Raw genomic sequence first — 22,040 nt, forward strand, 5'->3', positions numbered from 1 at the left:
AGCGTGCGCACGAAGGCGACGTCCAGGCGCCGCGGCACGCCGGCGCCGGCGTCGACGAGCCCGGCCTGCAGCAGCGCATCGGCCAGCCCCAGGTGCACGGCGACGAGCGCCAGCGCCAGCACCGCCAGCGCCGCCCGTCGCCGCGTGCGACGCTCCATCAGAGGCCCAGCCAGTCCTTGCGGCGGGACTGCGCCAGCGCCGACGCGGCGCCCTCGACGGCCAGGCCCACCGCCGGCGAGGCGGCGGCGCCGGGGCGGACCACCAGCGGCTGCAGGCGCTGGTCGCGCGCGACCAGCAGCTCGAACGGCGCGCCGGCCGGCAGCCACTGCAGCGCGTCCTCGAGCCGGCGCAGCCGCCAGCCGTCGACGGCCAGCAGCTCGTCGCCGGGCGCGACGCCGGCGGCTTCGGCCGCACTGCCACGCAGCACCTGGCGCACCACCGAACCCGCGGCGCCTTCGCTCAGCCGCAGGCCCAGGCGCTGCGCCAGCGAGCCGGCACCGAGTTGTGTCGTGACGCCGAAGCCGGCCAGCGCCTCGGCCACCGGCAGCTCGCCGGTGCCGTGCACCCACTCGGCCAGTTCCTCGGCAAGGCCGGGCACGCCGTCGGCCAGCGCAGCCACCAGGTCGGCTTCGTCGACCGGGCGCTCGGCGTGGCGCTTCCACAGCCGGCGCATCGCCTCGTCCAGCGAACTGCCGGCGGCACGCCGGCGCAGGTCGACGAGCAGCGCGACCAGCGCGCCCTTGGCGTAGTAGCTGACGGTGGCGTTGGGCGTGTTCTCGTCGGCGCGGTAGTAACGCGTCCAGGCGTCGGCCGCGGCCTGGGCGACGCTCTGCACGCGCCGGCCCGGCGTGGCCAGCACGCCGGCGAGCTGCTTGCCGAGCAGCGCCAGGTAGCGCTCGCGCGTCACGAGCCCGGTGCGCAGCAGCGACAGGTCGTCGTAGTAGGACGTGAAGCCCTCGAAGAACCACAGCAGCGAGGTCGGTGCCTCGCGCCCGAGGTCGGCGCCGACCAGCGAGCGCGGGCGCAGCCGCTTGACGTTCCAGGTGTGGAAGTACTCGTGGCTGAACAGGCCCAGCAGGCCGACGTAGGCCTCGCCGGGTTCGGCCTCGCCGCGGCGCGGCAGGTCGCGGCGCGAGGCGATCAGCGCCGTGCTGGCGCGGTGCTCCAGGCCGCCGTAGGCGTCGTCGGCGGCGTGCAGCAGGAACAGGTAACGCGAGAACGGCGGCTTGCCGCGCGCGCCGTGCCAGAAGCGGATCTGCCAGCGGCAGATGCGCTCGACGTCGGCCAGCAGGCGCTCGCCGTCGAAGCTCGGCCAGGCGCCGTCGACGGCGATCTCGTGCTCCGCCCCGGCGACCTCGAAACGCCCGCGCCAGAAGCGGCCGAAGGCGAACGGGTGGTCGATGGCCTCGTCGTAGTCGGCGGCCTGCCAGCGCCGCCGGCCGGCGGCGGGCATCGCGGTGGCGACTTCCCAGCCCGAGGGCAGCGGGCCGAGCTCGATGACGTGCGGCTCGTGCTCGCGGCCTTCGGCGCGCAGCAGCCCGCTGGTGCCGTTGAAGAAGCCGCGTGTGCCGTCGAGGAAGGCGCCGCGCACCGACGGGTCGTTGGCGTAGACGGTGGCGGTGACGACCAGCGCCTCGGCGCCGTCGCAGCGCGCCAGCCAGCTCGTCTTGTCCAGCGCTTCCAGTGCGACGGCACAGTCGCCCTGCTTCGCCTCCAGCCCGACCAGGTGGCGCGCGAAGTCGCGGATCATGTAGCTGCCCGGGATCCACGCCGGCAGCGCCAGCCGCTGCGCCGCCGCCGGCCGCGGCAGCGTCAGCGTGACGCGGAACAGGTGGGCGTGGAGGTCGGCGAACTCGATGCGGTAACGCGGCATTTCAGCTCCCGGCTCCGGCGGCGCCGAGGAAGCAGCTGAGCGACGCGACGGCGCTCAGGCGGAAGCGCAGCGTCAGCCAGTGGCCCATGCCGTGGCGCGGGTAGACGCCGCGGTCGACGAGGTAGCAGACGACGAGCATCACGCCGAGCACGACCAGCCCGGCGTTGGCCGGCATCATCACGCCGGCCCAGGCGACCAGCGGCGGCACGACGCCGTTGACGAACAGCCGGCCCTCGGGCTGGGCTTCGCGGAAACCGATGCCCCAGTGGATGCCGCCAAGGAAGGACACGACGGTGGCGGCGTACGCGGCCAGCGCCAGCGTCGCGTAGGGCAGCACGTCGGGATGCACCAGCCAGACCAGGGCGGCGCCGAGCACGAACGGCAGCAGCCCGGCATAACCGAGCCGCAGCGCGGCAGGAGACAGCGTGGGAGTCATGCGGCGATTGTCGCCGCGGCCGTTCAGCCCTGCTCTGGCCGCGCCAGCCGCCAGGCCCTTCGCGGGCAGCGGCCGGCCGGCGTGCGGCCTCAGACCTTCTTCGACGCGGCGGCCAGCAGCTTCTCGACCTGGTCGATCGGGATCGCCCCCGGCTTGCGCGTGCCGTCCTCGAAGACGACCGCCGGCGTGCCGTTGATGCGGTGGCGCTGGCCGAGCGCGACGTTGCGCGCCAGCGCACCGGCGTCGCAGGCGCCCATCGCCTTGGGCGGCACGACACCGTCGAGCATCCAGGCGCGCCAGGTCTTGGCCGGATCCTTGTTGCACCAGATGTCGCGCGACTTGGCGCTGGAGTCCGGCCCCAGGATCGGCATCAGGAAGGCGTGGATCGTCAGGTCCTTCACGCCGGCGAGGTCACGCTCGAAACGTTTGCAGTAGCCGCAGTTCGGGTCGACGAAGACCGCGACCTGGCGCTTGCCGCTGCCCTGGCGCAGCGTGATCGCGTCCTTGAACGGCAGCTTGGCGAAGTCGATCGCCGTCAGCTGGTCCAGCCGGGCCTCGGTGAGGTTGGTCAGCGTCTTGGTGTCGAGGATCGAGCCCTGGACGATGAACTCGGCCTTGGCGTCGACGTACAGGATCTCGCTGCCGCCGTAGCGCACCTCGTAGAGGCCGGCGATCGGCGCCGGGCGCACCTCGTCGATCCTGGGCATGCTGGGCAGGCGCTCGGCGAGCGCCTTGCGGATCGCGGCTTCCTGCGCCGCGGCGCTGCCGCAGGCGAGCACGGCGGCGGCAGCCAGGGCCAGCCGCGCGGTCGTCGTCTTCATCGGGGTTCCTTCGAAACGGCGGGGGGACGGTCCAGCGCACGCTCCGTCAGGAAACGCTTGAGCGGCGGCAGACGGTTCACCAGATCCAGACCCCGGTTGCGAAGTTCCCTGAGCAGCGGCTCCTCGCTCGCGAACAGATGCAGCAGCGCGTCGGTGAGCTGGCCCATCGCGCGTGTCGGCAGCTCGCGTTCACGCGCGTAGCGGCGCAGCAGCTTCTCGTCGCCGAGCGCCCGCCAGGGTTCGCGCCCGGCAACCGCCGCCGACAGCGCGGCGACGTCCGCCAGGCCGAGGTTGAGCCCCTGGCCGGCCAGCGGATGCACGACGTGGGCGGCGTCGCCGACCAGCACCCAGCCCGGGCCGCACAGGCGTTCGGCGCGGCCGAAAGCGAGCGGGAAGTCGGCGCGCGCACCGGCGAGGCGCAGCATGCCGGCGGTGCCGCCGGTGGCTTCGGCCAGCGCGGCCTCGAAACCGGCGTCGTCCAGCGCCATCAGCGCGGCGGCACGCGCTTCGGGCACCGACCAGACCAGGCCGTAACCGTGGCCGGCGCGCGGCCGGTCGAACGGCAGCAGCGCCAGGATGTCGGGCGAACGGAACCACTGGCGCGCCAAGCCGGCGTGCGCCTGATCGGCCTCCAGCCGGGCGCAGACCGCGCGCTGGCCGTAGGGATGCAGCGCCATCTTCACGCCCAGGCGCTCGCGTGTCGGCGAGGCCTTGCCTTCGGCGAGCACGACGAGCTCGGCCGGCACCTCGTTCGTCACACGCTCCAGGTGCGGCGCGAAGCGTGCAGCGGTGCCCAGCGCGTGTTCGAGCTCGGCGGCGTCGACGATCCAGGCCAGCGCGTCGGCGCCTTGCGACCAGGCGGAGAAATCGAGTGCATTGCCCGCCACGTCGCCTTCGATGCGCATGTCGTGCACCGGCGTGCGCGCGTCGGGCGGCAGCGCATCCCAGACCCGCAGCGACTGCAGCAGCGCGACCGAGGCGGCGTTCAGCGCATAGGTGCGGATGTCGGCGCGGCCGGCCGGCGCGACCGGCGGCGAGCTGCCGAGCAGCGCGACACGCAGGCCCTGGCGGGCAAGAGACAAGGCACCGGCCAGCCCCACGGCGCCGGCGCCACGGACGAGGACGTCGCAGGAGGCCATGCGGCGGATTGTAGGGAGCGGGCCGCGCGCGCCGGGTCGACGCCGCGCAAGCCCGCGACGGCGTCACAGCTCGATCAGCCGCGTCGGCTCGGGCGCCGCGCCGTGGTTCAGCGGCCCGCTGCCGGCGCCGGTGCGCACCGCCGCGCCGGCGGCCAGCGCCTGGCGCACGTAGGCGTGCGCGGACTGCACCGCGGCGTCCAGCGTGTCGCCCAAGGCCAGCCGTGCGGCGATCGCCGACGACAGCGTGCAGCCGGTGCCATGCGTGTTGGCGCTGGCGATGCGCGGCGCGCGCAGCCAGCGCCGGCCGCCGGCGCGCGTGGCCAGCAGGTCGGCGACCTCGTCGCCCGGCAGATGGCCGCCCTTGAGCAGCACCGCCGGCGCGCCGCGCGCCAGCAGCTCGTCGGCGGCCGCCGCCATGCCGGCTTCGTCGTCCAGCCGGCGGCCGGTCAGGAACCCGGCTTCGTCGAGGTTGGGCGTGACCAGCGCGGCACGCGGGAAGAGCTCGGCGACCAGCGCCTGCACGGCGTCGTCCTGCAGCAGGCGCGAGCCGCTGGTCGAGATCATCACCGGGTCCAGCACCACCGGCGCCAGGTGGTGGGCGTCGAGCGCGTCGGCGACGGCGTGCACGATCTCCGGCGCGTGCAGCATGCCGATCTTCACCGCGTCGGCGCCGATGTCCTCGGCGACGGCGTCGATCTGGGCACGCAGCATCGCCGGCGGCACGCCGTGGATCGCACGCACGCCCCGCGTGTTCTGCGCCGTCAGCGCGGTGATCGCCGTCATGCCGTAGGCGCCGAGCGCGGCGACGGCCTTCAGGTCGGCCTGGATGCCGGCACCGCCGCCGCTGTCCGAGCCGGCGATGATCAGCACCCGCGCGTAGCGGTGGGTGAAGGGCGGCGGCATCATCGTGCGCCCTCCCCGACCGCACGGGCCAGCTCGCGCGCCGCGGCCTCGGGGTCGGCGGCGGCGCAGATCGCGCTGACGACGGCAACGCTGTCGGCGCCGTGCGCAATGGCCAGCGCGGCATTGCCGGCGTGCAGGCCGCCGATCGCGACCAGCGGCAGCGCCGTCGCGTCGCGCGCCGCGCGCAGGCCGGCCAGCCCCCAGGGCGGCGCAGCGTCGGTCTTGGTCGCGGTCGCGAAGACCGGGCTGGTGCCCAGGTAGTCCAGCGGCAGCGATGCGGCGCGGCGCAGGTCGTCGAAGCTCTCGACCGACCAGCCGATGAAGACCTCGGGCGGCAGCAGCCGGCGCGCGTCCTCGACCGGCATGTCGCTCTGGCCCAGGTGCACGCCGTCGGCACCGCAGGCCAGCGCGACGTCGACGCGGTCGTTGACGACCAGCGGCACCCGCAGCGGCGCCAGCAGCGATTTCAGCGCCCGGGCGCGTTCGACGAAGGCGCGTGTGCCGAGCTGTTTCTCGCGCAGCTGCACGCAGCGCACGCCGCCCCGCACGGCGGCGGCGACGACCTGCTCCAGCGGCCGGCCGGCGCACAGCGCCTCGTCGGTGACCAGCATCAGCCGCAGCGCCTCGACGCCCCAGCCCTGCATCGGCGTGCGGCGCTCAGTCATCGACGATCCTCGCGCGGGCCAGGAAACCGGCTTCGTCGACGAGCTGCAGCGCGTCGACCAGCAGCGCGGCCATCGTGCCGACGCCGGCGCCACGGGCGCGCGCCTGCTCGGCGGCGATCTCGCCGGCCACGCCCATCAGCGCCGTGGCCGCGGCGGTGGCGCGCCAGGCGTCGGGCTGCACGGCGCAGAAGGCGCCGACCAGCGCCGTCAGCGAGCAGCCGACGCCGGTGATGCGTGTCATCCACTCGTGGCCGTTGTCCAGGCGCAGCACACGGCCGTCGGGCGCGACGACGTGGTCGACGGCGCCGCTGACGCAGACCACGGCGCCGTGGTTGGCCGCCAGCGCCAGCGCCGGCGCCAGCGCCGCCTCGGTGCCGGCGCTGCTGTCGACGCCGCGCGTGGCGACGGCCTCGCCGGCCAGGCTCATGATCTCCGAGGCGTTGCCGCGGATCGCCGTCGGCCGCCCGGCGGCCAGCAGCGCCGCCAGCGTGCGGTTGCGGTAGGCCGTGGCGCCGGCGCCCACCGGGTCCAGCGCCACCGGCACGCCGCGCGCGTTGGCGGCGCGCAGCGCGATCGTCATCGCCTCGACGGCATAGGCGTCGAGCGTGCCGATGTTGATGACCAGCGCCTGGGCGATGGCGACCATGTCCTCCAGCTCCTCGTGCGCCTGGGTCATCACCGGCGAGGCGCCGGCGGCCAGCAGCACGTTGGCGTTGAAGTTGGTCACCACCACGTTGGTGATGCTGTGCACGAGCGGGCGGCGCTCGCGCAGGGTCTGGATGTCGGCCCAGAGATCGCGGGCCTGGAGCGTGGTTCTTGCCATGACGTCCTTGCAACGAAATGGCAGGTCGGCCGGCTCCGGAAACGGCGGCGCGGCAGCACGGCAGCGACGCGTCCGGACTCGACTTCCCTGCGCGAGGATTACCTCAATCAGGTTCTAAGGGACTCTCTCAGCCGGCCTGGCCGTCGCACGACGGCCGGGCCAGCACCCCCAGCGAGACCGCGCACGGTGCGCGGCGACCGGCATTCTATAGAAGGCGCGGGCCGCGCACAATCGGCGTCCCACCCCGCCGTTCGGAGGCTCGTTTGAGCGATCTCGACTGCCGCGTCGCGCAGCTGTTCGTCCACCCCGTCAAGTCCTGCGCCGGCATCGCCTGCGACGAGGCCCTGCTCGTCGAGACCGGCCTCGACCTGGACCGCGCCTGGATGCTGGTCGACGAGACCGGCGCGATGCTCACCCAGCGCCAGCTGCCGCGTTTGGCGCTGGTCGCGACCACGCTGCGCGGCGACGAGCTGGTGCTGCGTGCGCCCGGCATGCTGGCGCTGCACCTGCCGGTCGACCAGGTCGGCGGCGCCACCCGCGCCCGCGTCTGGGACGACGAGGTCGCGGCTTACGACCTGGGCGCGCTGGCGGCGCAGTGGTTCGGCGACTTCCTCGGCAGCCCGGCGCGGCTGCTGCGTTTCGACCCCGAGCAGCGCCGGCTGTCCTCGCGCCGCTGGACCGGCGACATCGAGGCCGAGAACCAGTTCTCCGACGGCTTCCCGATCCTCGTCGCCTCCACCGCCTCGCTGGCCGAACTGAACGAGCGTCTGGCGGCACGCGGCCAGCCGCCGGTGGGCATCGAACGTTTCCGCCCCAACCTCGTGCTCGACGGCCTGCAGCCTTTCGACGAGGACCATCTCGACGAGATCGTCATCGAGGCCGACGGCGGCCCGGTGCGGCTGAAACTCGTCAAACCCTGCGTGCGCTGCTCGATCCCGAACGTCGACCCGGCGACGGCCGAGACCGGCGCCGAGCCCGGCGCGACGCTGGCCGGTTTCCGCGCCGACGCGCGCATGGACGGCGGCATCACCTTCGGCATGAACGCGGTGATCGTCGAAGGTTTCGGCCGCACGCTGCGCCGCGGCCAGGCCGCCAGCGCAAGCTGGGCCTTCTGAATCCGCACGGCGGGCGCCGGCTGTAGGAAAATCGCCGCCTTCGCGCCGGCGCCTGCCGCCGGCGCCCCGAACGCCTCCTTTCGCGAAAGCCCCTCCATGAGCCTCAAGTGCGGCATCGTGGGCCTGCCCAACGTCGGCAAGTCCACCCTCTTCAACGCCCTCACCAAGGCCGGCATCGCCGCCGAGAACTATCCGTTCTGCACGATCGAGCCCAACGTCGGCGTCGTCGAGCTGCCCGATCCGCGCCTCGTCAAGCTCTCGGAAATCGTCAAGCCCGAGCGTGTCGTGCCGGCGATCGTCGAGTTCGTCGACATCGCGGGCCTCGTGGCCGGCGCCAGCAAGGGCGAAGGCCTGGGCAACCAGTTCCTGAGCCACATCCGCGAGACCGACGCCATCGTCAACGTCGTGCGCTGCTTCGACGACGAGAACGTGATCCACGTCGCCGGCCGTGTCGACCCGATCGCCGACATCGAGGTCATCCAGACCGAGCTCTGCCTGGCCGACCTGGGCACCGTCGAGAAGAGCCTGGTGCGCTACTCCAAGCAGGCGCGTGCCGGCGGCGACAAGGAAGCCCAGCGCCTGGTCGACGTGCTGCAGAAGTGCCAGGCGGCGCTGAACGAGGCCAAGCCGGTGCGCTCGATCGACTTCAGCAAGGAAGAGCTGGTCGTGCTCAAGCCGCTGTGCCTGATCACCGCCAAGCCGGCGATGTTCGTCGGCAACGTCGCCGAGGACGGCTTCGAGAACAACGCCTACCTCGAGCGCCTGCGCGAGTACGCTGCGGCGCAGAAGGCGCCGGTGGTCGCGATCTGCGCCAAGACCGAGGCCGACCTGGCCGACATGTCCGACGAGGACCGCACGCTGTTCCTGGCCGAGATGGGCCAGGACGAGCCGGGCCTGAACCGCCTGATCCGCGCCGCGTTCACGCTGCTGGGCCTGCAGACCTACTTCACCGCCGGCGTGAAGGAAGTGCGCGCCTGGACGATCCACATCGGCGACACCGCGCCGCAGGCCGCCGGCGTGATCCACACCGACTTCGAGCGCGGCTTCATCCGCGCCCAGACCATCGCCTACGAGGACTTCGTCGCCTTCGGCGGCGAACAGGGTGCCAAGGACGCCGGCAAGATGCGCGCCGAAGGCAAGGAATACGTCGTCAAGGACGGCGACGTGATGAACTTCCTGTTCAACGTCTGATCCCCACGACCATTTCCTGAGCGCCGCGACACGCGGCGCCGGGCGGCGGTAGAGTGGGTCCGTGCGCCCGAACGCCGACGCCCCGTCTGCCGTCGCCACTCCACCCGCCTGGCGGGTCGCCGTCGCGACGGCCCTCGCCTACGCGGCGATCGGCTGGCTGGCCCTGCTGCTGGCCGTGCCGCCGGGCTACGCCTCGCCGCTGTATCCGCCGTCGGGCATCGCGCTGGTCGCGGTGCTGGTCTACGGGCGCGCGGCACTGCCCGGGGTCTTCCTCGGCAGCTGTCTCGTCAACCTCGTGCTCGGCGCGGCTCGCGGGCAGGCCGAGCTCTCCGCCCTGCTCGTGCCGGTGGCGATCGGCTTTGGCGCGATGCTGCAGGCCGCGCTGGGCGCGGCGCTGGTACGACGGCTGGTGCCGCAGCCGCTGGTGCTCGACAGCGTGCGCGACATCACGGCCACCGGCGTCTGGGGCGGCATCGTCGCCTGCCTGGTCAACCCGGTCGTCGCGACGGCGGCGCTGTGGAGCGCCGGGGCGCTGAGCAACAGCCAGGCGCCGGTGACGGCGCTGACATGGTGGGTCGGCGACACGCTCGGCGTGATGATCGGTGCCCCACTGGCGCTGACCCTCGTCGGCCGGCCGGCCGCCGCCTGGCGCCCGCGGCGGCGCACGGTGGCGCTGCCGCTGCTGGCCACGACGCTGCTGCTGGCCGGCGCGACGGTGGCGGTGGGGCGCTGGGACCGCGAGCGCCTCGTCGCCAGCTTCCGGGCCGACGCCGCGACGCTGGCCGCCGACGCCGACCGCCAGCTGCACGAGCCGTTGCAGGCGCTGCAGGCCCTGGCCGGCGCCTACCGGGCGGCCGGCGGCATGAATGCCGCCATGCTGGACGACGCGGCGCGCTGGTGGCTGTCGCAGCCGCTGCAGCTGCGCGCCGCGGGCCACGCCAGCCGCGTGCCGCGCCACGCGATCGCCGCCTTCGAGGCCCGCCAGCGCGGCGCCGGCGCGGCCGACTTCACGGTGCACATGCGTGGGCCGGCCAGCTCGCCGGATGCGCTGGTGATCGACCTCATCGCGCCGCGCGAGTCCAACGAACGGGCGCTGGGCGTCGACATCATGACGATCCCGGCGGCCCGCGCCGCGCTGGAGCTGGCACGCCAGAGCGGCGAGCCGACGGCCACCGCGGCATTCCGGCTGTCGCAGTCGGACCCGAAGGACGACGAGAACGGCTTCGTCCTGTACTACCCGCTCTACGCCGGCGGCCGGCCGGCGGACGCCGCGACACGCGCCGAGCGCTTCACCGGCGTGCTGTTCGTCACCGTGCGCGCCGAACGCCTGCTTTCCAGCCTGCCGGGCAACGACGCCGCCGGCCTGCACTGGTGTCTGGTCGACACCGAGCCCGGCATCGAACGTGTCCGCCTGGCCGGCCCCACCGGCTGCGAGGACGAACGCCCCGAGGGCCTGCGCGCCGAGCACCGCATCGCGCTGGCCGCACGCACGCTGGAACTGCGCGTGACTTCCACGCCGGCCTGGGAACGTGAACGCCAGCAGACCAACGCCTGGGTGTTCTCGGTGGCCGGGCTGGCCGCCGCCGCCGTGCTCGGTGCGCTGCTGCTGACCGTGACCGGGCGCGCCCACCGCATCGGCCTGGCCGTCGACGAGCGCACCGCCGAGCTGCGCCGCGAGATCGGCGAGCGCCGTCGCGCCGAGGAGGAGATGCGCGAGGTGCAGGACCGGCTGCGCGGCATCCTCGACAACGTGCCGATCGGCGTGATGTTCGCCGACCTCGACGGCCGCCTGCTCGACACCAACCCCTGCCTGTGCACGATGCTCGGCCGCAGCGCCGAAGAGCTGGTGCGCTGCTCGCTCGACGACATCTCCCACCCCGACGAACGCGAGGCCGACCGCCAGGCGCTGCGCACGCTGCGTGCCGGCGGCGCGAGCACGGTGCGCCGCCAGACGCGGCTGCTGCGTGCCGACGGCGCGGCGCTGCACGCGCGCACGCTGTTCACGCTGCTGCACGACGCCTCGGGCCAGCCCTGGCGCCTGGCCGGTGTCGCCGAGGACATCACCGAACACCGGCGGCTCGAGGAGTCGGAGCGGGCGCTGCACCGCGCCGAGGCCGCCAACCGCGCCAAGACCGAGTTCCTGTCGCGCATGAGCCACGAGCTGCGCACGCCGCTGAACGCGATGATCGGCTTCGCCCAGCTGCTGGGCCTGGACCGCGACCCGCCGCTGGCGCCGCACCAGCGCGAGTGGTCGACGCAGATGCTGCGCGCCGGCTGGCACCTGCTGGCGATGATCAACGACACGCTGGACCTGGCGCGGCTGGAGACCGGTGCGGTGCAGCTGGACCTGCGCCCGCTGGACCTGCGTTCGGCCGTCGGCGCCAGCATCGAGATGATCGCCACCGCCGCCGAGCGCATGGGCGTCACGGTGGATGCCGAACTCGCGCCGGAAGCGCTGGCGGTGCTGGCCGACGACACGCGGCTCAAGCAGGTGCTGACCAACCTGCTGTCCAACGCGGTCAAGTACAACCGGCCGGGCGGCACCGTCGTCGTCGAGTCGCTGGCGCCCGACGACGAACACGTGCAGCTGCGCGTGCGCGACACCGGCCTGGGCATGACGCCGGAGCAGGTGGCCGGCCTGTTCCAGCCCTACAACCGGCTGGGCCGCGAGCAGAGCACGATCGAGGGCACCGGCATCGGCCTCGTCATCAGCCGCCGGCTGGCCGAGCTGATGGGCGGCACGCTCGACGGCGACAGCACCGCCGGCAGCGGCTCGGTGTTCACGCTGACGCTGCCGCGCGCCGAGCTGGTGGCCGGCGCGCCGCCGTCGACGATCAGCGCGCCGCTGGAGCCCTACACCCGGCGGCGCGTGCACTACATCGAGGACAACGAGACCAACGTCGAGGTCATGCGCGGCGTGCTCGCGCAGCGGCCGCAGATCGTGCTGGAGGTCTCGACGATGGGTCTGGACGGGCTGGCCGCGGTGCGCCAGCACCGGCCGCACCTGATCCTGCTGGACATGCACCTGCCCGACATCAGCGGCCTGGAGCTGCTGCGCCACCTGAAGCAGGACCGCGACGTCGCCGACATCCCGGTGATCGTCGTCAGCGCCGACGCGACGACGGCGCGCATGCAGGAGGCGCTGACGCTGGGCGCCGCCCAGTACGTCACCAAGCCGCTGGACGTGCGCCGCTTCCTGCGCACCGTCGACGAGGCGCTGGCGTCGCACGAGACACGCTGGGGCTTGTGACGGGCGGAGCACCTCGAACGTGGCCGCTGCCTCGGCGGGCCGTCGCTACACTCGACGCGACAAGATCCGATGCCCAGGGAGGGTTCATGAGAGCGTTCAAGATCGCGGCGCTTGCCGCGCCGCTGCTGCTGGTGGCCGGTTGCGCCAAGTCGCCGGAGTCGACGGTCGAGAGTTTCTACACCGCCGTCGGCAAGGGGCAGATCACCGAGGCCCAGAGTTATCTGTCGCAGCAGATCGTGGCCCTGCTCGGGCCGCAGAAGATCAGCGCGGCGCTGGCCAAGGAGTCGACCCGCGTCGGCGAGTGCGGCGGCATCAAGTCGGTCGAGGTCAAGCTGTCGGGCGAGGGCGAGGTCCGCCAGGGCAGCGCCACCGTCAGCTACAAGGGCCAGTGCCCCGCGAAGACCGAGGCGGTCAAGCTCATCCAGGAAGATGGCAAGTGGAAGATCGGCGCGGCGAAGTAGCCGGCCGGCGGCGCCGCTGACGGCGCTGGGCCTGGGGGTCGCGCTGGCCGCGGCGGCGGCCGTCTCGGCGACGCTGCGCGCCGATCGCACACCGTCGGTCGAAGCCGGGCCCGTGACACCGCTGCCGGCCGTGCAGGTCTTGCGCGACGGTGATCTCGTTTTCCGGCGCGGACGTGACCTGATGGCCGGCATCGTCCTCGCGCAGGACGACCGGGCGCGTTTCTCCCACGTCGGCATGCTGCTGATCGACGACGGCCGGCCGATGGTCGTGCATGCGACGCCGGGCGAGGGCCAGGGCCCGTCGGGCGTGCTGCGCGAGTCGTTGCAGGCCTTCGCGGCCGCGGAGCTCGCCGCCGAGGTCGCCGTCTTCCGGCCGCCGAACCTGGACCCGGCGGCCGGTGCGGCGCTGCGGCGTTATCTCGAAGCCCAGGTCGGCAAGCCTTTCGACCTCGGATTCGTGTACTCGGACGACACCACGATGTACTGCACCGAGCTGGTGTTGAAAGCCCTGCGCGCCGGCGGCGTCGACCTGGCGCCGCGCCTGGCCACGGTCAGCGCGCCGACACTGCGCGAGCCGGCCTATTCGCCGGATGGTCTGCGCCGCGACGCGCTGCTCTCGGAGATTCGAGACCAGCCATGAATGTGGGCACACGCTCACAACGGCGACACAGCCGGTCCTTAGCACTCATCCCGACCGAGTGCTAATATTTTGTGGAACTCGAGACCTCCTCCAGGACTCCCAAGCCACCATGAACCCTGCCACCACCGCCCTGACCGTCCGCGATCCGTGGGCCCTGGTGCCCTCGATCGGCCATCTCGACGCCTACATCACGGCCGTCAATCGCCTGCCGATGCTCAGCGCACAAGAAGAAGTGGCGCTCGGCAAGCGCCTGCGCGAGCACGGCGACCTCGAAGCCGCCGGCCGCCTGGTGCTGTCGCACCTGCGCCTCGTCGTCTCGGTCTCGCGCCAGTACCTGGGCTACGGCCTGCCGCACGGCGACCTGATCCAGGAAGGCAACGTCGGCCTGATGAAGGCCGTCAAGCGTTTCGACCCCGACCAGGGCGTGCGCCTGGTCAGCTACGCGCTGCACTGGATCAAGGCCGAGATCCACGAATACATCCTGAAGAACTGGCGCATGGTCAAGGTCGCGACGACCAAGGCCCAGCGCAAGCTGTTCTTCAACCTGCGCTCGATGAAGCAGGGCCTGAAGGGCGAGGCCGCCGAGGCCGACCTGCACCGCAGCACGCTGACGCCGGCCGAGGTCGAGACCGTCGCGCGCGAGCTGAACGTCAAGCCCGACGAAGTCGTCGAGATGGAGACCCGGCTCGCCGGCGGCGACGTCGCGCTGGAGCCGCAGACCGACGACAGCGAGGAGAGCTTCGCGCCGATCGCCTACCTGGCCGACGAGGCCAGCGAGCCGACGCGCCTGCTCGAGGCCCGCCGCCGCGACTGGCTGTCCGGCGACGGCATCGCCCAGGCGCTGTCGGTGCTGGACGCACGCAGCCGCCGCATCGTCGAGGAGCGCTGGCTGAAGGTCAACGACGACTCCAGCGGCGGCATGACGCTGCACGAACTGGCGGCCGAATACGGCGTCAGCGCCGAGCGCATCCGCCAGATCGAGGTCGCGGCGATGAAGAAGATGCGCAAGGCGCTCGAGGCCGCCGCCTGACGCGCCGCCGCCGCCCTGCCCCACCGCCGGGCCGCCTTCGGGCGGCCCGCGTCGTTTTCAGGCGGCCTTCTCGTCGAGCAGGATCTTCAGGTCGTGCCGGAGCTTGTCGATGCCGGCGCCGTAGCGCGTGAACACGCGCACCCGGCCCTGGGTGTCGAAGACGTAGGAGCCGGCGGTGTGGTCGATCGTGTAGCTGGTCGGCGTCTGGCCGGCGACCTTGTTGTAGAAGACCTTGAACTGCTTGGCCGCGGCCTTGGTCTCTTCGGGCGTGCCGCGCAACGCGACGAAGCCGGGGTCGAAGTTGGCGACGTAGGCCTTCAGCATCTCCGGCGTGTCGCGCTCGGGGTCGACGCTGACGAACACGCCCTGGATGCGCTCGCCGTCGGGCCCCAGCTGACGCTTGACCTCGGCGAGCTCGACCATCGTCGTCGGGCAGACGTCGGGGCACTGGGTGTAGCCGAAGAAGACCACCGTGACCTTGCCGCGGAAGTCCTGCAGGCTGCGCCGGCGGCCGTCGGCGTCGGGCAGGTTCAGCTCTTTCGCGTAGTCGGCGCCGGTGATGTCGACGCCGTCGAAGCCGGCACGCGGCGGGCTGTTGCCACTGTCACAGGCGGCGAGCGCGAGCGCCGCGGCGGCGGCGAGGATCAGACGGCGGGAACGGACAGTCATGGCCTGAGGAGCGCGAACGGACGGAAGCGGCAAGCCTAGCAGCGTTGCGAGGCTGCCCCTGACGGCGCCGGGGCGCGGGGGCATCAGCCGCGGCCGGGACGCCCGGCGCGCACCATGCTGCGCAGGTCGTCGAGCGGCACCGCGGTCTGCGCCGCGACCCGCGGCCGCGGCGGCGGCCGGAAGGCGTGGCCGAAGACGATCTCGAAAGCGAGCGCCGGGCGGCCATCGGCGGCGGCGTCGGCGGCGAGCGCCGCCTCGAGCCGCCGCCGCCAGCGCGGCGTGCGCAGGCCGGCGTGGCGCGACACCGCGACGTTGCCGCCCAGGGTGCGCAGCTCGGCGATCGCCGCCGCCGCGTCGGGCCAGGTCAGCGTGACGATCTCCTGGTCCATCACCGGGTCGGCGAAACCGGCCTCGACCAGCATGTCGCCGAGGTCGTGCATGTCGACGAAGGGCGCGAACGGCGCCGGCCAGCCCTGCGCGGCGTAGAGCGAACGCAGCCGCTCCAGCGTGCCCGGGCCGAGTGTCGAGAACATCAGGAACCCGTCGACGGCCAGCGCCCGGTGCCAGCGCGCCATCGCGGCCCGCGGGTCGGCGACACCGTGCAGCATCATGTTCGCCCAGACCAGCTCGGCGCCGCCCGGCGGCACGTCGGCCTCGGCCAGCACCTGCAGCGGGCGAGCGCCACCCCAGCGCCGCGGAGACCACCACGGCGCTGCGGCCGGCGCCGGCGCGACCTCGGACTCGACGGCGACGATCTCGGCGGCCGGATAGGCCGCAGCCAGCACGCCGCGGCTGGCGCCGGTGGCAGCCCACCAGTCGAGCACTTTCGCCGGCTGTTTGCGGATCACGGCCAAGCGGTCGGCCATGCGGCGCGCGACCTCGCCGTGCAGCCAGGGCGGCTCGTCGGCGGCGCGCAGGCGGCGCAGCACGCGGGCCAGCGCCGCCTCGTCGAGCGGGCGGCGCGTGCTGCGCTCGGCGGCGTCGGTCTCGGGCATGCGGCCAGTATATTGAGACCATGCTTTCGGCCGCCTGGCTCGCCCGCTTGCCCGGACAGTGCGAGGTCTGCCGCAGCGCCACCCGCGCGGCGCTGTGCGCCGACTGCGTCGCACGTTTCGCCGCACCGCGGCCACGCTGCCGCCGCTGCGCGCTGCCGCTGGCCGCCGGCGATCTGTGCGGCGAATGCCGCCAGCACCCGCCGCCGTTCGAGCACACCGCCTGCGCCGCCGACTACGGCTTTCCCTGGGACGGTCTGGTCGCGGCGCTGAAGTTCCACGGCCGCGTCGAACTCGCCGCCGCGCTGGCGCCGCTCGTGGCCAACGCCGCCGCGGCGCTGCCGGTGCCGGAGGTCGTCGTGCCGGTGCCGCTGTCGGCCCGGCGGCTGGCCGAGCGCGGCTACAACCAGGCCTGGGAGATCGCGCGCCGCGCCGCCCGGCAACGCGGCGTGCCAGCGCGCACCGACTTGCTGGAACGGCTGATCGACACGCCGCCGCAGGCCGAGCTGGGGCGCGCCGAACGCCTGGCCAATCTGCGCGCCGCCTTCCACGTGCCGCCGTCGGCGCGCGCCGTGCTCGCCGGGCGCCGCATTGCGCTGGTCGACGACGTCGCGACCACCGGCACGACGCTGCGCGAAGCCGCGGCCGCCTTGCGCCAGGCTGGCGCCGCGGCGGTCGACGCCTGGATCCTGGCGCGCACGCCGGACTGAGTTATGGTCGGCCGATGTTCGACATCGTGCTCGTCCACCCCGAAATCCCGCCGAACACCGGCAACGTCATCCGCCTGGCGGCCAACACCGGCTGCCGGCTGCACCTCGTCGAACCGCTGGGTTATTCGATGGACGACAAGCAGCTGCGCCGCGCCGGGCTGGACTACCACGAGTACGCGCCGGTGCGCCGCCACGCGTCCTGGGACGCGCTGCTGGAGAGCGAACGCCCCGACCCGGCGCGCATGTTCGCGTTCACGACCCGCGGCTCGCACCCGCTGGCCGAGCAGCGCTGGCAAGCGGGCGACTGGCTGGTCTTCGGCGCCGAGAGCGCCGGCCTGCCGGCCGAGCTGCTGGCACGGTTCCCCGACTCGCAGCGTGTGCGCCTGCCGATGCGCGCCGGCCAGCGCAGCCTGAACCTCAGCAACGCGGTGGCGGTCGCAGTCTTCGACGCCTGGCGGCAGGCCGGCTACGCCGGCGCCGCCTAGAAGGCGGCTTTACGCACGGCTCCCCCGAGCCCCCTCCTGTATGGACCGGGGAGATGGGTAACACCCGTGCGAGGACATGGGTGACAGAGAGGACGGGGTCAGCCCACCCCGTTCAGCTCGATCGCATCGAGCTTGTGATGGCAGAAGTAGACGTCGAAGGAGCCGTCGCGATCAAGGCGAGGCCGCAAGGCGACGTGCTGACCGATCAACGCCTTGCCCACTCGCAGCTTGAGGCCCCGAATGCTGATGCGACCGCCGTCGCCGACGCGTCTGACGATGTCTTCGGGCCCGTACTCGACGTCAGGCAGCTTACTGGGCATCGAGCGCACGCTGGCGCTGTAGCGGCTGGCCGGCGTTTGCATACCCAGAGCTTCATGCGGGCGCTCGAAGTTGTAGACGTGACGCCAGGAGTTGAAGTGCCGCTGGACTTCGGCCAGGTCGCGAAACTTGCGGCCCAGCAGCACCTCGGCAGCCAACGTGCGGTGGAAGCGTTCGTCTTTGCCGTTGGTCTGCGGATGAGCGGGTCGACTGTGGCTCAGGCGCACTCCCAGGCGGATCAGCCACACGCCCAAGCCCGTGAGCGCCCCCACGGTCGGTGCGCCCCAGGGTGGGCCGTTGTCGGCATTGATGCGCTCGGGCAGGCCGTAGCGCCGGAAAGCATCTTCCAGGGCCTGCTGCACCGGTTCGCGTCGCTCACCGGCCAGAGCCTGCAGCACGAGGCTGAAGCGCGAGTGATCGTCCAGCACGGTCAGCGAATGGCAGCGCTGCGTGTCGGTGGCAAAGTGGCCCTTGAAGTCGATCTGCCACAGCGCATTGGGCGCCTCATGCTCGAAGCGCTGCCATGCGGTTGCAGCCGCGCTCGCGACGGGGCTGATCAAGCCGTGGCGCTTGAGCACCGAGTTGACCGTGCTCGCCGCGATGCACACACCTGCGTCGCGAGCCAGGACATGGGCGATCTTGCGGCCACCCCACGCCGGGTGCTCGCTTCGAACGGCTAACACCTGGTCCTGCAGCTCCTGCGCTGTGCGAGATGGCGAATGGCATGGGCGACGAGATCGGTCCTCCAAGTCCTCGCGGCTGAGCCACTTGTAGCCCGTCTTGCGGCTGATCCCGAACCGGCGACACAGCTCACTGACGTTCGCATCCGCTTGGCGGGCCAGCCCAACGAACTCCTGTCTCTGATCCTTCACGGTGACTGCGCTCCACGGCAACTTCGTTCTCCGCTGGCTAGGCAGGAAAAAAGTGTCACCTATGTCCTCGCACACCTGTCACCGATGTCCGCGGTCCATACACCCTCCGGGAGGGTGCTCCAGTTCGTTCGACCACACCCTCCAGCCTCCCTCCGCGAGGGAGGCTCCAGTCAGTCTGACGATGGCTGCTGCGCGGCGCTCGAACTGCGAGGCCCCACTACTCGGCCTTCGACTGCCGGCCCATCAGGCGCCGCAGCGCGGTCTCGGGCGAGACGCGGCCTTCGAGGACCTCGACGACGGCCTCGGTGATCGGCATCTCGACGCCCAGCGCACGCGCGCGCTGCAGCACGGTGGCAGCGCTGTAGACGCCTTCGGAGACGTGGCCGAGCTCGGCCAGGATGTCGGGCAGCGCCTTGCCGGCGGCCAGCGCCAGGCCGACCTTGCGGTTGCGCGACAGGTCGCCGGTGGCCGTGAGCACCAGGTCGCCCAGGCCCGACAGCCCCATGAAGGTGGCCGCCTGGCCGCCAAGCGCGACGCCCAGCCGCGTCATCTCGGCCAGCCCGCGTGTGACCAGCGCGGCGCGGGCGTTCAGGCCCGTGGCGGCGAGGCCGTCGCCGATGCCGGTGGCGATCGCCAGCACGTTCTTCACCGCGCCGCCGACCTCGACGCCGACGATGTCGCGCGCCGTGTAGACACGCAGCGTGTCGCTGTGGAAGGCCTCGACGGCGGCCGCGGCCAGGGCGTCGGACTCGCTGGCGGCGACCAGCGCCGTCGGCTGGCCGCGCAGCACCTCGAGCGCGAAGCTCGGGCCCGACAGCACGCCGCCGGCGGCGCCGGGGCGCAGCTCGCGCGCGATCTCGTGGCCGAGCAGGCCGGTGCCGCTCTCGAAGCCCTTGCAGGCCCAGAGCGCGGGGCGATCGTCGGGCAGCGAGCCCAGGTGCTCGCGCAGCCCGGCCATCGGCGTGGCGATGACCAGCAGGCCGTCGGCACAGTGGGCGAGCGCGGCGTCGCGGTCGGCGCTGACGCGCAGGCCGGCGGGCAGCGGCTCGTCGCCGAGGTAGCGGGTGTTGCGGCCGGTGGCCGCGATCTCGGCAGCCTGGGCGGCGTCACGGGTCCAGAGCAGGACCTCGTGACGCGGCGCGGCCGCGGCGGCGAGCGCCGTGCCCCAGGCACCGGCGCCGAGGACGGCGATCTTCATCGTGTCGGCAGCGCGGGGGCGGGGCCGGGCGGCCCCGCGAAGGCGATCAGTTCGCCGAGGTGATGATCGGCGAGCCGCCGTTGGCCTGGGCGGCCTCGGCCTGCATGCGGGCCTCGAACATGGCCTGGAAGTTGACCTCGTTCAGCAGGATCGGCGGGAAGCCGGCGCGCGTGCAGACGTCCGAGACGATGGCGCGCAGATAGGGGTAGACCATCTGCGGGCAGACGATGCCCAGGATGCCCTGCATCTGCTCGTCGGGGATGTTGCGGATCTCGAAGATGCCGGCCTGCTTGGCCTCGACGAGGAACAGCGTCTTGTCGGCGACCTTGGTCGTCACGGTGGCGGTGACGGTGACCTCGAAGATGCCGTCGGCCACGACCTCGGCGGCCATCGCGAGGTTGATCTCGACCGCCGGCTGCTGCTGCTCGAGCAGGATCTGCGGCGAGTTCGGCTGCTCCAGCGACAGGTCCTTCAGGTACATGCGCTGGATCTGGAAAACGGGGGTCTCGTCGGCCATGGTGCTTCCGTGTTGGGAGGTGGCCGCCCGGGTTCGGGCGGCAGCGGCCGGCGATTATGGACCAGCGCACCGGGGCGTCCGCCCCGGGCCGGTCAGCCCGCGAGCAGGGGCGCGAGGCCGCCGCGCTGGTCCAGCGCGATCAGGTCGTCGCAGCCGCCGACGTGGGTCTCGCCGATGAAGATCTGCGGCACGGTGCGGCGTCCGGTGAGCGCGATCATCGTGTCGCGCTGGGCGGGGTCCAGGTCGACGCGGATCTCCTCGATCGCCTCGACGCCGCGCTGCTTGAGCAGCGCCTTGGCGCGCAGGCAGTAGGGGCAGACCTGGGTCGTGTACATCCGGACGGAACTCATGCGCTTTCCTCGCCCGCACGAGGATGGCGGGCTCAGGCCGGATTGTCCGGCGGATGAGAAGACCCGGAGGGCGCGTGGGGCGAGCGCCGACCGGGCGAGGCTCAGGCGCCCTTCGGCGCCTGGGGCGGCTCCGACGGCTCGGCGGCCGGGGTCTCGGCGACGGGGGTCTCGGCGACCGGCGCCGGGGCGGGCGCGGGCTCGGCAGCGGGCGCCTCGGCGGCCGGCGCCGGCAGCGGCTTGGGCTCGGCCTTGGCGGCCTTGGCCTTCTTCTCGGTCTTTTCGGCCTTCTCGGGCTTGTCGGCCTTGGCACCGCTTTCCATCGGCAGGTTGGCTTCGCGCCAGGCGGCATTGCCGCCGGCCACCGCGACGGCCTTCTCGTAACCCGCCTTCTGCAGCTGCGCCGCGGCGCGGCCGGCGCGTGCGCCCGAGGCGCACAGCAGCAGGATCGGCAGCGTCTTGTTGCCCGGCAGGCCCTTGGCGTCGGCCAGCGTCGCCAGCGGGATGTTGCGCGCGCCGACGGCGTGGCTCTTCTCGTACTCGGCGGGCTCGCAGACGTCGATCAGCACGCCCTTCTCGCGGTTGATCAACCGCACCGCCTCGGCAGGCGGCACGCCGCGGCCGGTGCCGCCTTGGATCGTCTGCCACAGGAGCAGGCTGCCGGAGAGGGCGGCCATGAAGACGAGCAACCAGTTTTCGATGAGGAAGTTCAAGGCGTCGGGGTCAAGGGCGGCAGAGGGCGCGAATTATAGAATTCGGGCCATGCACAAGCTCGTCCTGATCCGTCACGGGGAATCCACCTGGAACCTCGAGAACCGTTTCACCGGCTGGACCGACGTCCCGCTGACCGACACCGGCGTCGCCCAGGCGCGCGAAGCGGGCCGCCTGCTGAAGGCCGCCGGCTACGAGTTCGACGTCGCCTACACCTCGGTGTTGAAGCGTGCCATCTGGACGCTGTGGCACTGCCTGGACACGATGGAGCGCACCTGGCTGCCGGTCGTCAAGGACTGGCGCCTGAACGAACGCCACTACGGCGCGCTGCAGGGCCTGAACAAGGCCGACATGGCCAAGCAGTACGGTGACCAGCAGGTGCTCATCTGGCGCCGCAGCTACGACACGCCGCCGCCGGTGCTCGACGCCGCCGACCCGCGTGGCCAGCGCCAGGACCCGCGTTACGCCAAGCTCGCCCCCGAGCAGGTGCCGCTGACCGAGTGCCTGAAGGACACCGTCGCGCGCGTGCTGCCGTTCTGGAACGAGGAGCTCGCGCCGGCGATCAAGAGCGGCCAGCGTCTGGTCATCGCCGCGCACGGCAACAGCATCCGCGCGCTGGTGAAGTACCTGGACGGCATCAGCGACGCCGACATCGTCGGCCTCAACATTCCCAACGGCATCCCGCTGGTCTACGAGCTCGACGACGAGCTGAAGCCGATCCGCAGCTACTACCTCGGCGACCCCGAGGCGGCCGCCAAGGCCGCGGCTGCGGTGGCGAACCAGGGCAAGAAGGCCTGACGCGCCCTCCCCCGAGCACGACGGACGACGCCGGCCTCGCGCCGGCGTTTTCGTTGGCGCAACCAGCGGGTGGGGT

The 22,040-nt window shown here is 72.7% G+C and carries 23 protein-coding genes; 9 read left to right on the forward strand and 14 right to left on the reverse strand.

Annotation, left to right across the window (positions count from 1 at the left end; genetic code table 11):
• Positions 1-157: 157 nt before the first annotated feature.
• From RBXJA2T_RS00035 to thiM, 7 genes are all read right to left on the reverse strand, one after another.
• Positions 158-1,873, reverse strand: coding sequence for a M61 family metallopeptidase (locus tag RBXJA2T_RS00035; RefSeq protein WP_009855249.1), 1,716 nt, complete (start codon positions 1,871-1,873; stop codon positions 158-160).
• 1 nt (position 1,874) lies between these two features.
• Complete coding sequence (locus RBXJA2T_RS00040) at positions 1,875-2,309, reverse strand: DUF3429 domain-containing protein (protein ID WP_009855250.1); 435 nt, start codon at positions 2,307-2,309, stop codon at positions 1,875-1,877.
• An 89-nt stretch (positions 2,310-2,398) separates the two neighbouring features.
• On the reverse strand, positions 2,399-3,130 hold the full coding sequence (locus RBXJA2T_RS00045) for a DsbC family protein (RefSeq protein ID WP_009855251.1): 732 nt from the start codon (positions 3,128-3,130) through the stop codon (positions 2,399-2,401).
• Positions 3,127-4,269, reverse strand: a complete 1,143-nt coding sequence (locus tag RBXJA2T_RS00050; RefSeq protein WP_009855252.1) for an FAD-dependent monooxygenase — start codon at positions 4,267-4,269, stop codon at positions 3,127-3,129. Before RBXJA2T_RS00050 ends, RBXJA2T_RS00045 begins: the two co-directional genes overlap by 4 nt.
• 63 nt (positions 4,270-4,332) lie before the next feature.
• Positions 4,333-5,175, reverse strand: a complete 843-nt coding sequence (gene thiD, locus RBXJA2T_RS00055) for a bifunctional hydroxymethylpyrimidine kinase/phosphomethylpyrimidine kinase (RefSeq protein WP_009855253.1) — start codon at positions 5,173-5,175, stop codon at positions 4,333-4,335.
• Positions 5,172-5,837: a thiamine phosphate synthase gene (gene thiE / locus RBXJA2T_RS00060; protein ID WP_009855254.1), complete on the reverse strand. Its 666-nt coding sequence runs from the start codon at positions 5,835-5,837 to the stop codon at positions 5,172-5,174. Before thiE ends, thiD begins: the two co-directional genes overlap by 4 nt.
• Positions 5,830-6,660 (reverse strand): hydroxyethylthiazole kinase, encoded by an 831-nt coding sequence (gene thiM, locus RBXJA2T_RS00065; protein ID WP_009855255.1) that lies wholly within the window; start codon positions 6,658-6,660, stop codon positions 5,830-5,832. The genes thiE and thiM overlap by 8 nt, the downstream gene beginning before the upstream one ends.
• 263 nt (positions 6,661-6,923) lie before the next feature.
• Here thiM and RBXJA2T_RS00070 point away from each other — a divergent pair, with 263 nt between their 5' ends.
• The 6 genes from RBXJA2T_RS00070 (at position 6,924) to rpoH (ending at position 14,347) form a co-directional block, all read left to right on the forward strand.
• Positions 6,924-7,775: an MOSC domain-containing protein gene (locus RBXJA2T_RS00070; protein ID WP_009855256.1), complete on the forward strand. Its 852-nt coding sequence runs from the start codon at positions 6,924-6,926 to the stop codon at positions 7,773-7,775.
• 96 nt (positions 7,776-7,871) lie between these two features.
• Positions 7,872-8,966: a redox-regulated ATPase YchF gene (gene ychF / locus RBXJA2T_RS00075; RefSeq protein WP_009855257.1), complete on the forward strand. Its 1,095-nt coding sequence runs from the start codon at positions 7,872-7,874 to the stop codon at positions 8,964-8,966.
• A 61-nt stretch (positions 8,967-9,027) separates the two neighbouring features.
• Positions 9,028-12,216, forward strand: coding sequence for a CHASE domain-containing protein (locus tag RBXJA2T_RS00080; RefSeq protein ID WP_009855258.1), 3,189 nt, complete (start codon positions 9,028-9,030; stop codon positions 12,214-12,216).
• Between the two features lie 86 nt (positions 12,217-12,302).
• Entirely contained in the window at positions 12,303-12,677 is a 375-nt protein-coding gene (locus RBXJA2T_RS00085; RefSeq protein WP_009855259.1) for a nuclear transport factor 2 family protein, read from the forward strand.
• Positions 12,646-13,317, forward strand: a complete 672-nt coding sequence (locus RBXJA2T_RS00090) for a YiiX/YebB-like N1pC/P60 family cysteine hydrolase (RefSeq protein WP_081467567.1) — start codon at positions 12,646-12,648, stop codon at positions 13,315-13,317. The genes RBXJA2T_RS00085 and RBXJA2T_RS00090 overlap by 32 nt, the downstream gene beginning before the upstream one ends.
• A 109-nt stretch (positions 13,318-13,426) precedes the next feature.
• Positions 13,427-14,347: an RNA polymerase sigma factor RpoH gene (gene rpoH, locus RBXJA2T_RS00095; RefSeq protein ID WP_009855261.1), complete on the forward strand. Its 921-nt coding sequence runs from the start codon at positions 13,427-13,429 to the stop codon at positions 14,345-14,347.
• A 57-nt stretch (positions 14,348-14,404) separates the two neighbouring features.
• Here rpoH and RBXJA2T_RS00100 read toward each other — a convergent pair whose 3' ends face one another.
• Positions 14,405-15,016, reverse strand: a complete 612-nt coding sequence (locus tag RBXJA2T_RS00100; RefSeq protein WP_009855262.1) for an SCO family protein — start codon at positions 15,014-15,016, stop codon at positions 14,405-14,407.
• Positions 15,017-15,099: 83 nt separating this feature from the next.
• On the reverse strand, positions 15,100-16,011 hold the full coding sequence (locus RBXJA2T_RS00105) for a class I SAM-dependent methyltransferase (protein ID WP_009855263.1): 912 nt from the start codon (positions 16,009-16,011) through the stop codon (positions 15,100-15,102).
• Positions 16,012-16,031: 20 nt separating this feature from the next.
• Here RBXJA2T_RS00105 and RBXJA2T_RS00110 point away from each other — a divergent pair, with 20 nt between their 5' ends.
• Positions 16,032-16,718, forward strand: a complete 687-nt coding sequence (locus RBXJA2T_RS00110) for a ComFC family protein (protein WP_009855264.1) — start codon at positions 16,032-16,034, stop codon at positions 16,716-16,718.
• A 14-nt stretch (positions 16,719-16,732) separates the two neighbouring features.
• Complete coding sequence (locus RBXJA2T_RS00115) at positions 16,733-17,203, forward strand: tRNA (cytidine(34)-2'-O)-methyltransferase (protein ID WP_009855265.1); 471 nt, start codon at positions 16,733-16,735, stop codon at positions 17,201-17,203.
• Positions 17,204-17,301: 98 nt separating this feature from the next.
• Here the strand turns inward: RBXJA2T_RS00115 and RBXJA2T_RS00120 are convergent, their stop codons facing one another.
• The 5 genes from RBXJA2T_RS00120 to RBXJA2T_RS00140 form a co-directional block, all read right to left on the reverse strand.
• Positions 17,302-18,414, reverse strand: a complete 1,113-nt coding sequence (locus tag RBXJA2T_RS00120; RefSeq protein WP_039956329.1) for an IS481 family transposase — start codon at positions 18,412-18,414, stop codon at positions 17,302-17,304.
• Positions 18,415-18,610: 196 nt separating this feature from the next.
• Positions 18,611-19,591, reverse strand: coding sequence for an NAD(P)H-dependent glycerol-3-phosphate dehydrogenase (locus RBXJA2T_RS00125; RefSeq protein WP_009855267.1), 981 nt, complete (start codon positions 19,589-19,591; stop codon positions 18,611-18,613).
• Positions 19,592-19,637: 46 nt separating this feature from the next.
• Positions 19,638-20,108, reverse strand: coding sequence for a protein-export chaperone SecB (gene secB / locus RBXJA2T_RS00130; protein ID WP_009855268.1), 471 nt, complete (start codon positions 20,106-20,108; stop codon positions 19,638-19,640).
• Between the two features lie 92 nt (positions 20,109-20,200).
• Positions 20,201-20,458, reverse strand: a complete 258-nt coding sequence (gene grxC / locus RBXJA2T_RS00135) for a glutaredoxin 3 (RefSeq protein WP_009855269.1) — start codon at positions 20,456-20,458, stop codon at positions 20,201-20,203.
• 101 nt (positions 20,459-20,559) lie between these two features.
• Positions 20,560-21,168, reverse strand: a complete 609-nt coding sequence (locus RBXJA2T_RS00140) for a rhodanese-like domain-containing protein (protein ID WP_009855270.1) — start codon at positions 21,166-21,168, stop codon at positions 20,560-20,562.
• A 49-nt stretch (positions 21,169-21,217) separates the two neighbouring features.
• On the opposite strand from RBXJA2T_RS00140, the gene gpmA reads away from it, so the two are divergent.
• Positions 21,218-21,964 (forward strand): 2,3-diphosphoglycerate-dependent phosphoglycerate mutase, encoded by a 747-nt coding sequence (gene gpmA, locus RBXJA2T_RS00145; protein ID WP_009855271.1) that lies wholly within the window; start codon positions 21,218-21,220, stop codon positions 21,962-21,964.
• The last annotated feature ends 76 nt before the right edge of the window (positions 21,965-22,040 follow it).

The organism is Rubrivivax benzoatilyticus JA2 = ATCC BAA-35, assembly GCF_000190375.1.
Taxonomy (GTDB): domain Bacteria; phylum Pseudomonadota; class Gammaproteobacteria; order Burkholderiales; family Burkholderiaceae_C; genus Rubrivivax; species Rubrivivax benzoatilyticus.

What these genes read in the sequence shown, in the direction of transcription:
- RBXJA2T_RS00035 (WP_009855249.1), bottom strand. Translation starts at nt 1,873, where the DNA reads ATGCCGCGTTACCGCATCGAGTTCGCCGACCTCCACGCCCACCTGTTC.
- RBXJA2T_RS00040 (WP_009855250.1), bottom strand. Translation starts at nt 2,309, where the DNA reads ATGACTCCCACGCTGTCTCCTGCCGCGCTGCGGCTCGGTTATGCCGGG.
- RBXJA2T_RS00045 (WP_009855251.1), bottom strand. Translation starts at nt 3,130, where the DNA reads ATGAAGACGACGACCGCGCGGCTGGCCCTGGCTGCCGCCGCCGTGCTC.
- RBXJA2T_RS00050 (WP_009855252.1), bottom strand. Translation starts at nt 4,269, where the DNA reads ATGGCCTCCTGCGACGTCCTCGTCCGTGGCGCCGGCGCCGTGGGGCTG.
- thiD (WP_009855253.1), bottom strand. Translation starts at nt 5,175, where the DNA reads ATGATGCCGCCGCCCTTCACCCACCGCTACGCGCGGGTGCTGATCATC.
- thiE (WP_009855254.1), bottom strand. Translation starts at nt 5,837, where the DNA reads ATGACTGAGCGCCGCACGCCGATGCAGGGCTGGGGCGTCGAGGCGCTG.
- thiM (WP_009855255.1), bottom strand. Translation starts at nt 6,660, where the DNA reads ATGGCAAGAACCACGCTCCAGGCCCGCGATCTCTGGGCCGACATCCAG.
- ychF (WP_009855257.1), top strand. Translation starts at nt 7,872, where the DNA reads ATGAGCCTCAAGTGCGGCATCGTGGGCCTGCCCAACGTCGGCAAGTCC.
- RBXJA2T_RS00085 (WP_009855259.1), top strand. Translation starts at nt 12,303, where the DNA reads ATGAGAGCGTTCAAGATCGCGGCGCTTGCCGCGCCGCTGCTGCTGGTG.
- RBXJA2T_RS00090 (WP_081467567.1), top strand. Translation starts at nt 12,646, where the DNA reads ATGGCAAGTGGAAGATCGGCGCGGCGAAGTAGCCGGCCGGCGGCGCCG.
- rpoH (WP_009855261.1), top strand. Translation starts at nt 13,427, where the DNA reads ATGAACCCTGCCACCACCGCCCTGACCGTCCGCGATCCGTGGGCCCTG.
- RBXJA2T_RS00100 (WP_009855262.1), bottom strand. Translation starts at nt 15,016, where the DNA reads ATGACTGTCCGTTCCCGCCGTCTGATCCTCGCCGCCGCCGCGGCGCTC.
- RBXJA2T_RS00105 (WP_009855263.1), bottom strand. Translation starts at nt 16,011, where the DNA reads ATGCCCGAGACCGACGCCGCCGAGCGCAGCACGCGCCGCCCGCTCGAC.
- RBXJA2T_RS00110 (WP_009855264.1), top strand. Translation starts at nt 16,032, where the DNA reads ATGCTTTCGGCCGCCTGGCTCGCCCGCTTGCCCGGACAGTGCGAGGTC.
- RBXJA2T_RS00115 (WP_009855265.1), top strand. Translation starts at nt 16,733, where the DNA reads ATGTTCGACATCGTGCTCGTCCACCCCGAAATCCCGCCGAACACCGGC.
- RBXJA2T_RS00125 (WP_009855267.1), bottom strand. Translation starts at nt 19,591, where the DNA reads ATGAAGATCGCCGTCCTCGGCGCCGGTGCCTGGGGCACGGCGCTCGCC.
- secB (WP_009855268.1), bottom strand. Translation starts at nt 20,108, where the DNA reads ATGGCCGACGAGACCCCCGTTTTCCAGATCCAGCGCATGTACCTGAAG.
- grxC (WP_009855269.1), bottom strand. Translation starts at nt 20,458, where the DNA reads ATGAGTTCCGTCCGGATGTACACGACCCAGGTCTGCCCCTACTGCCTG.
- gpmA (WP_009855271.1), top strand. Translation starts at nt 21,218, where the DNA reads ATGCACAAGCTCGTCCTGATCCGTCACGGGGAATCCACCTGGAACCTC.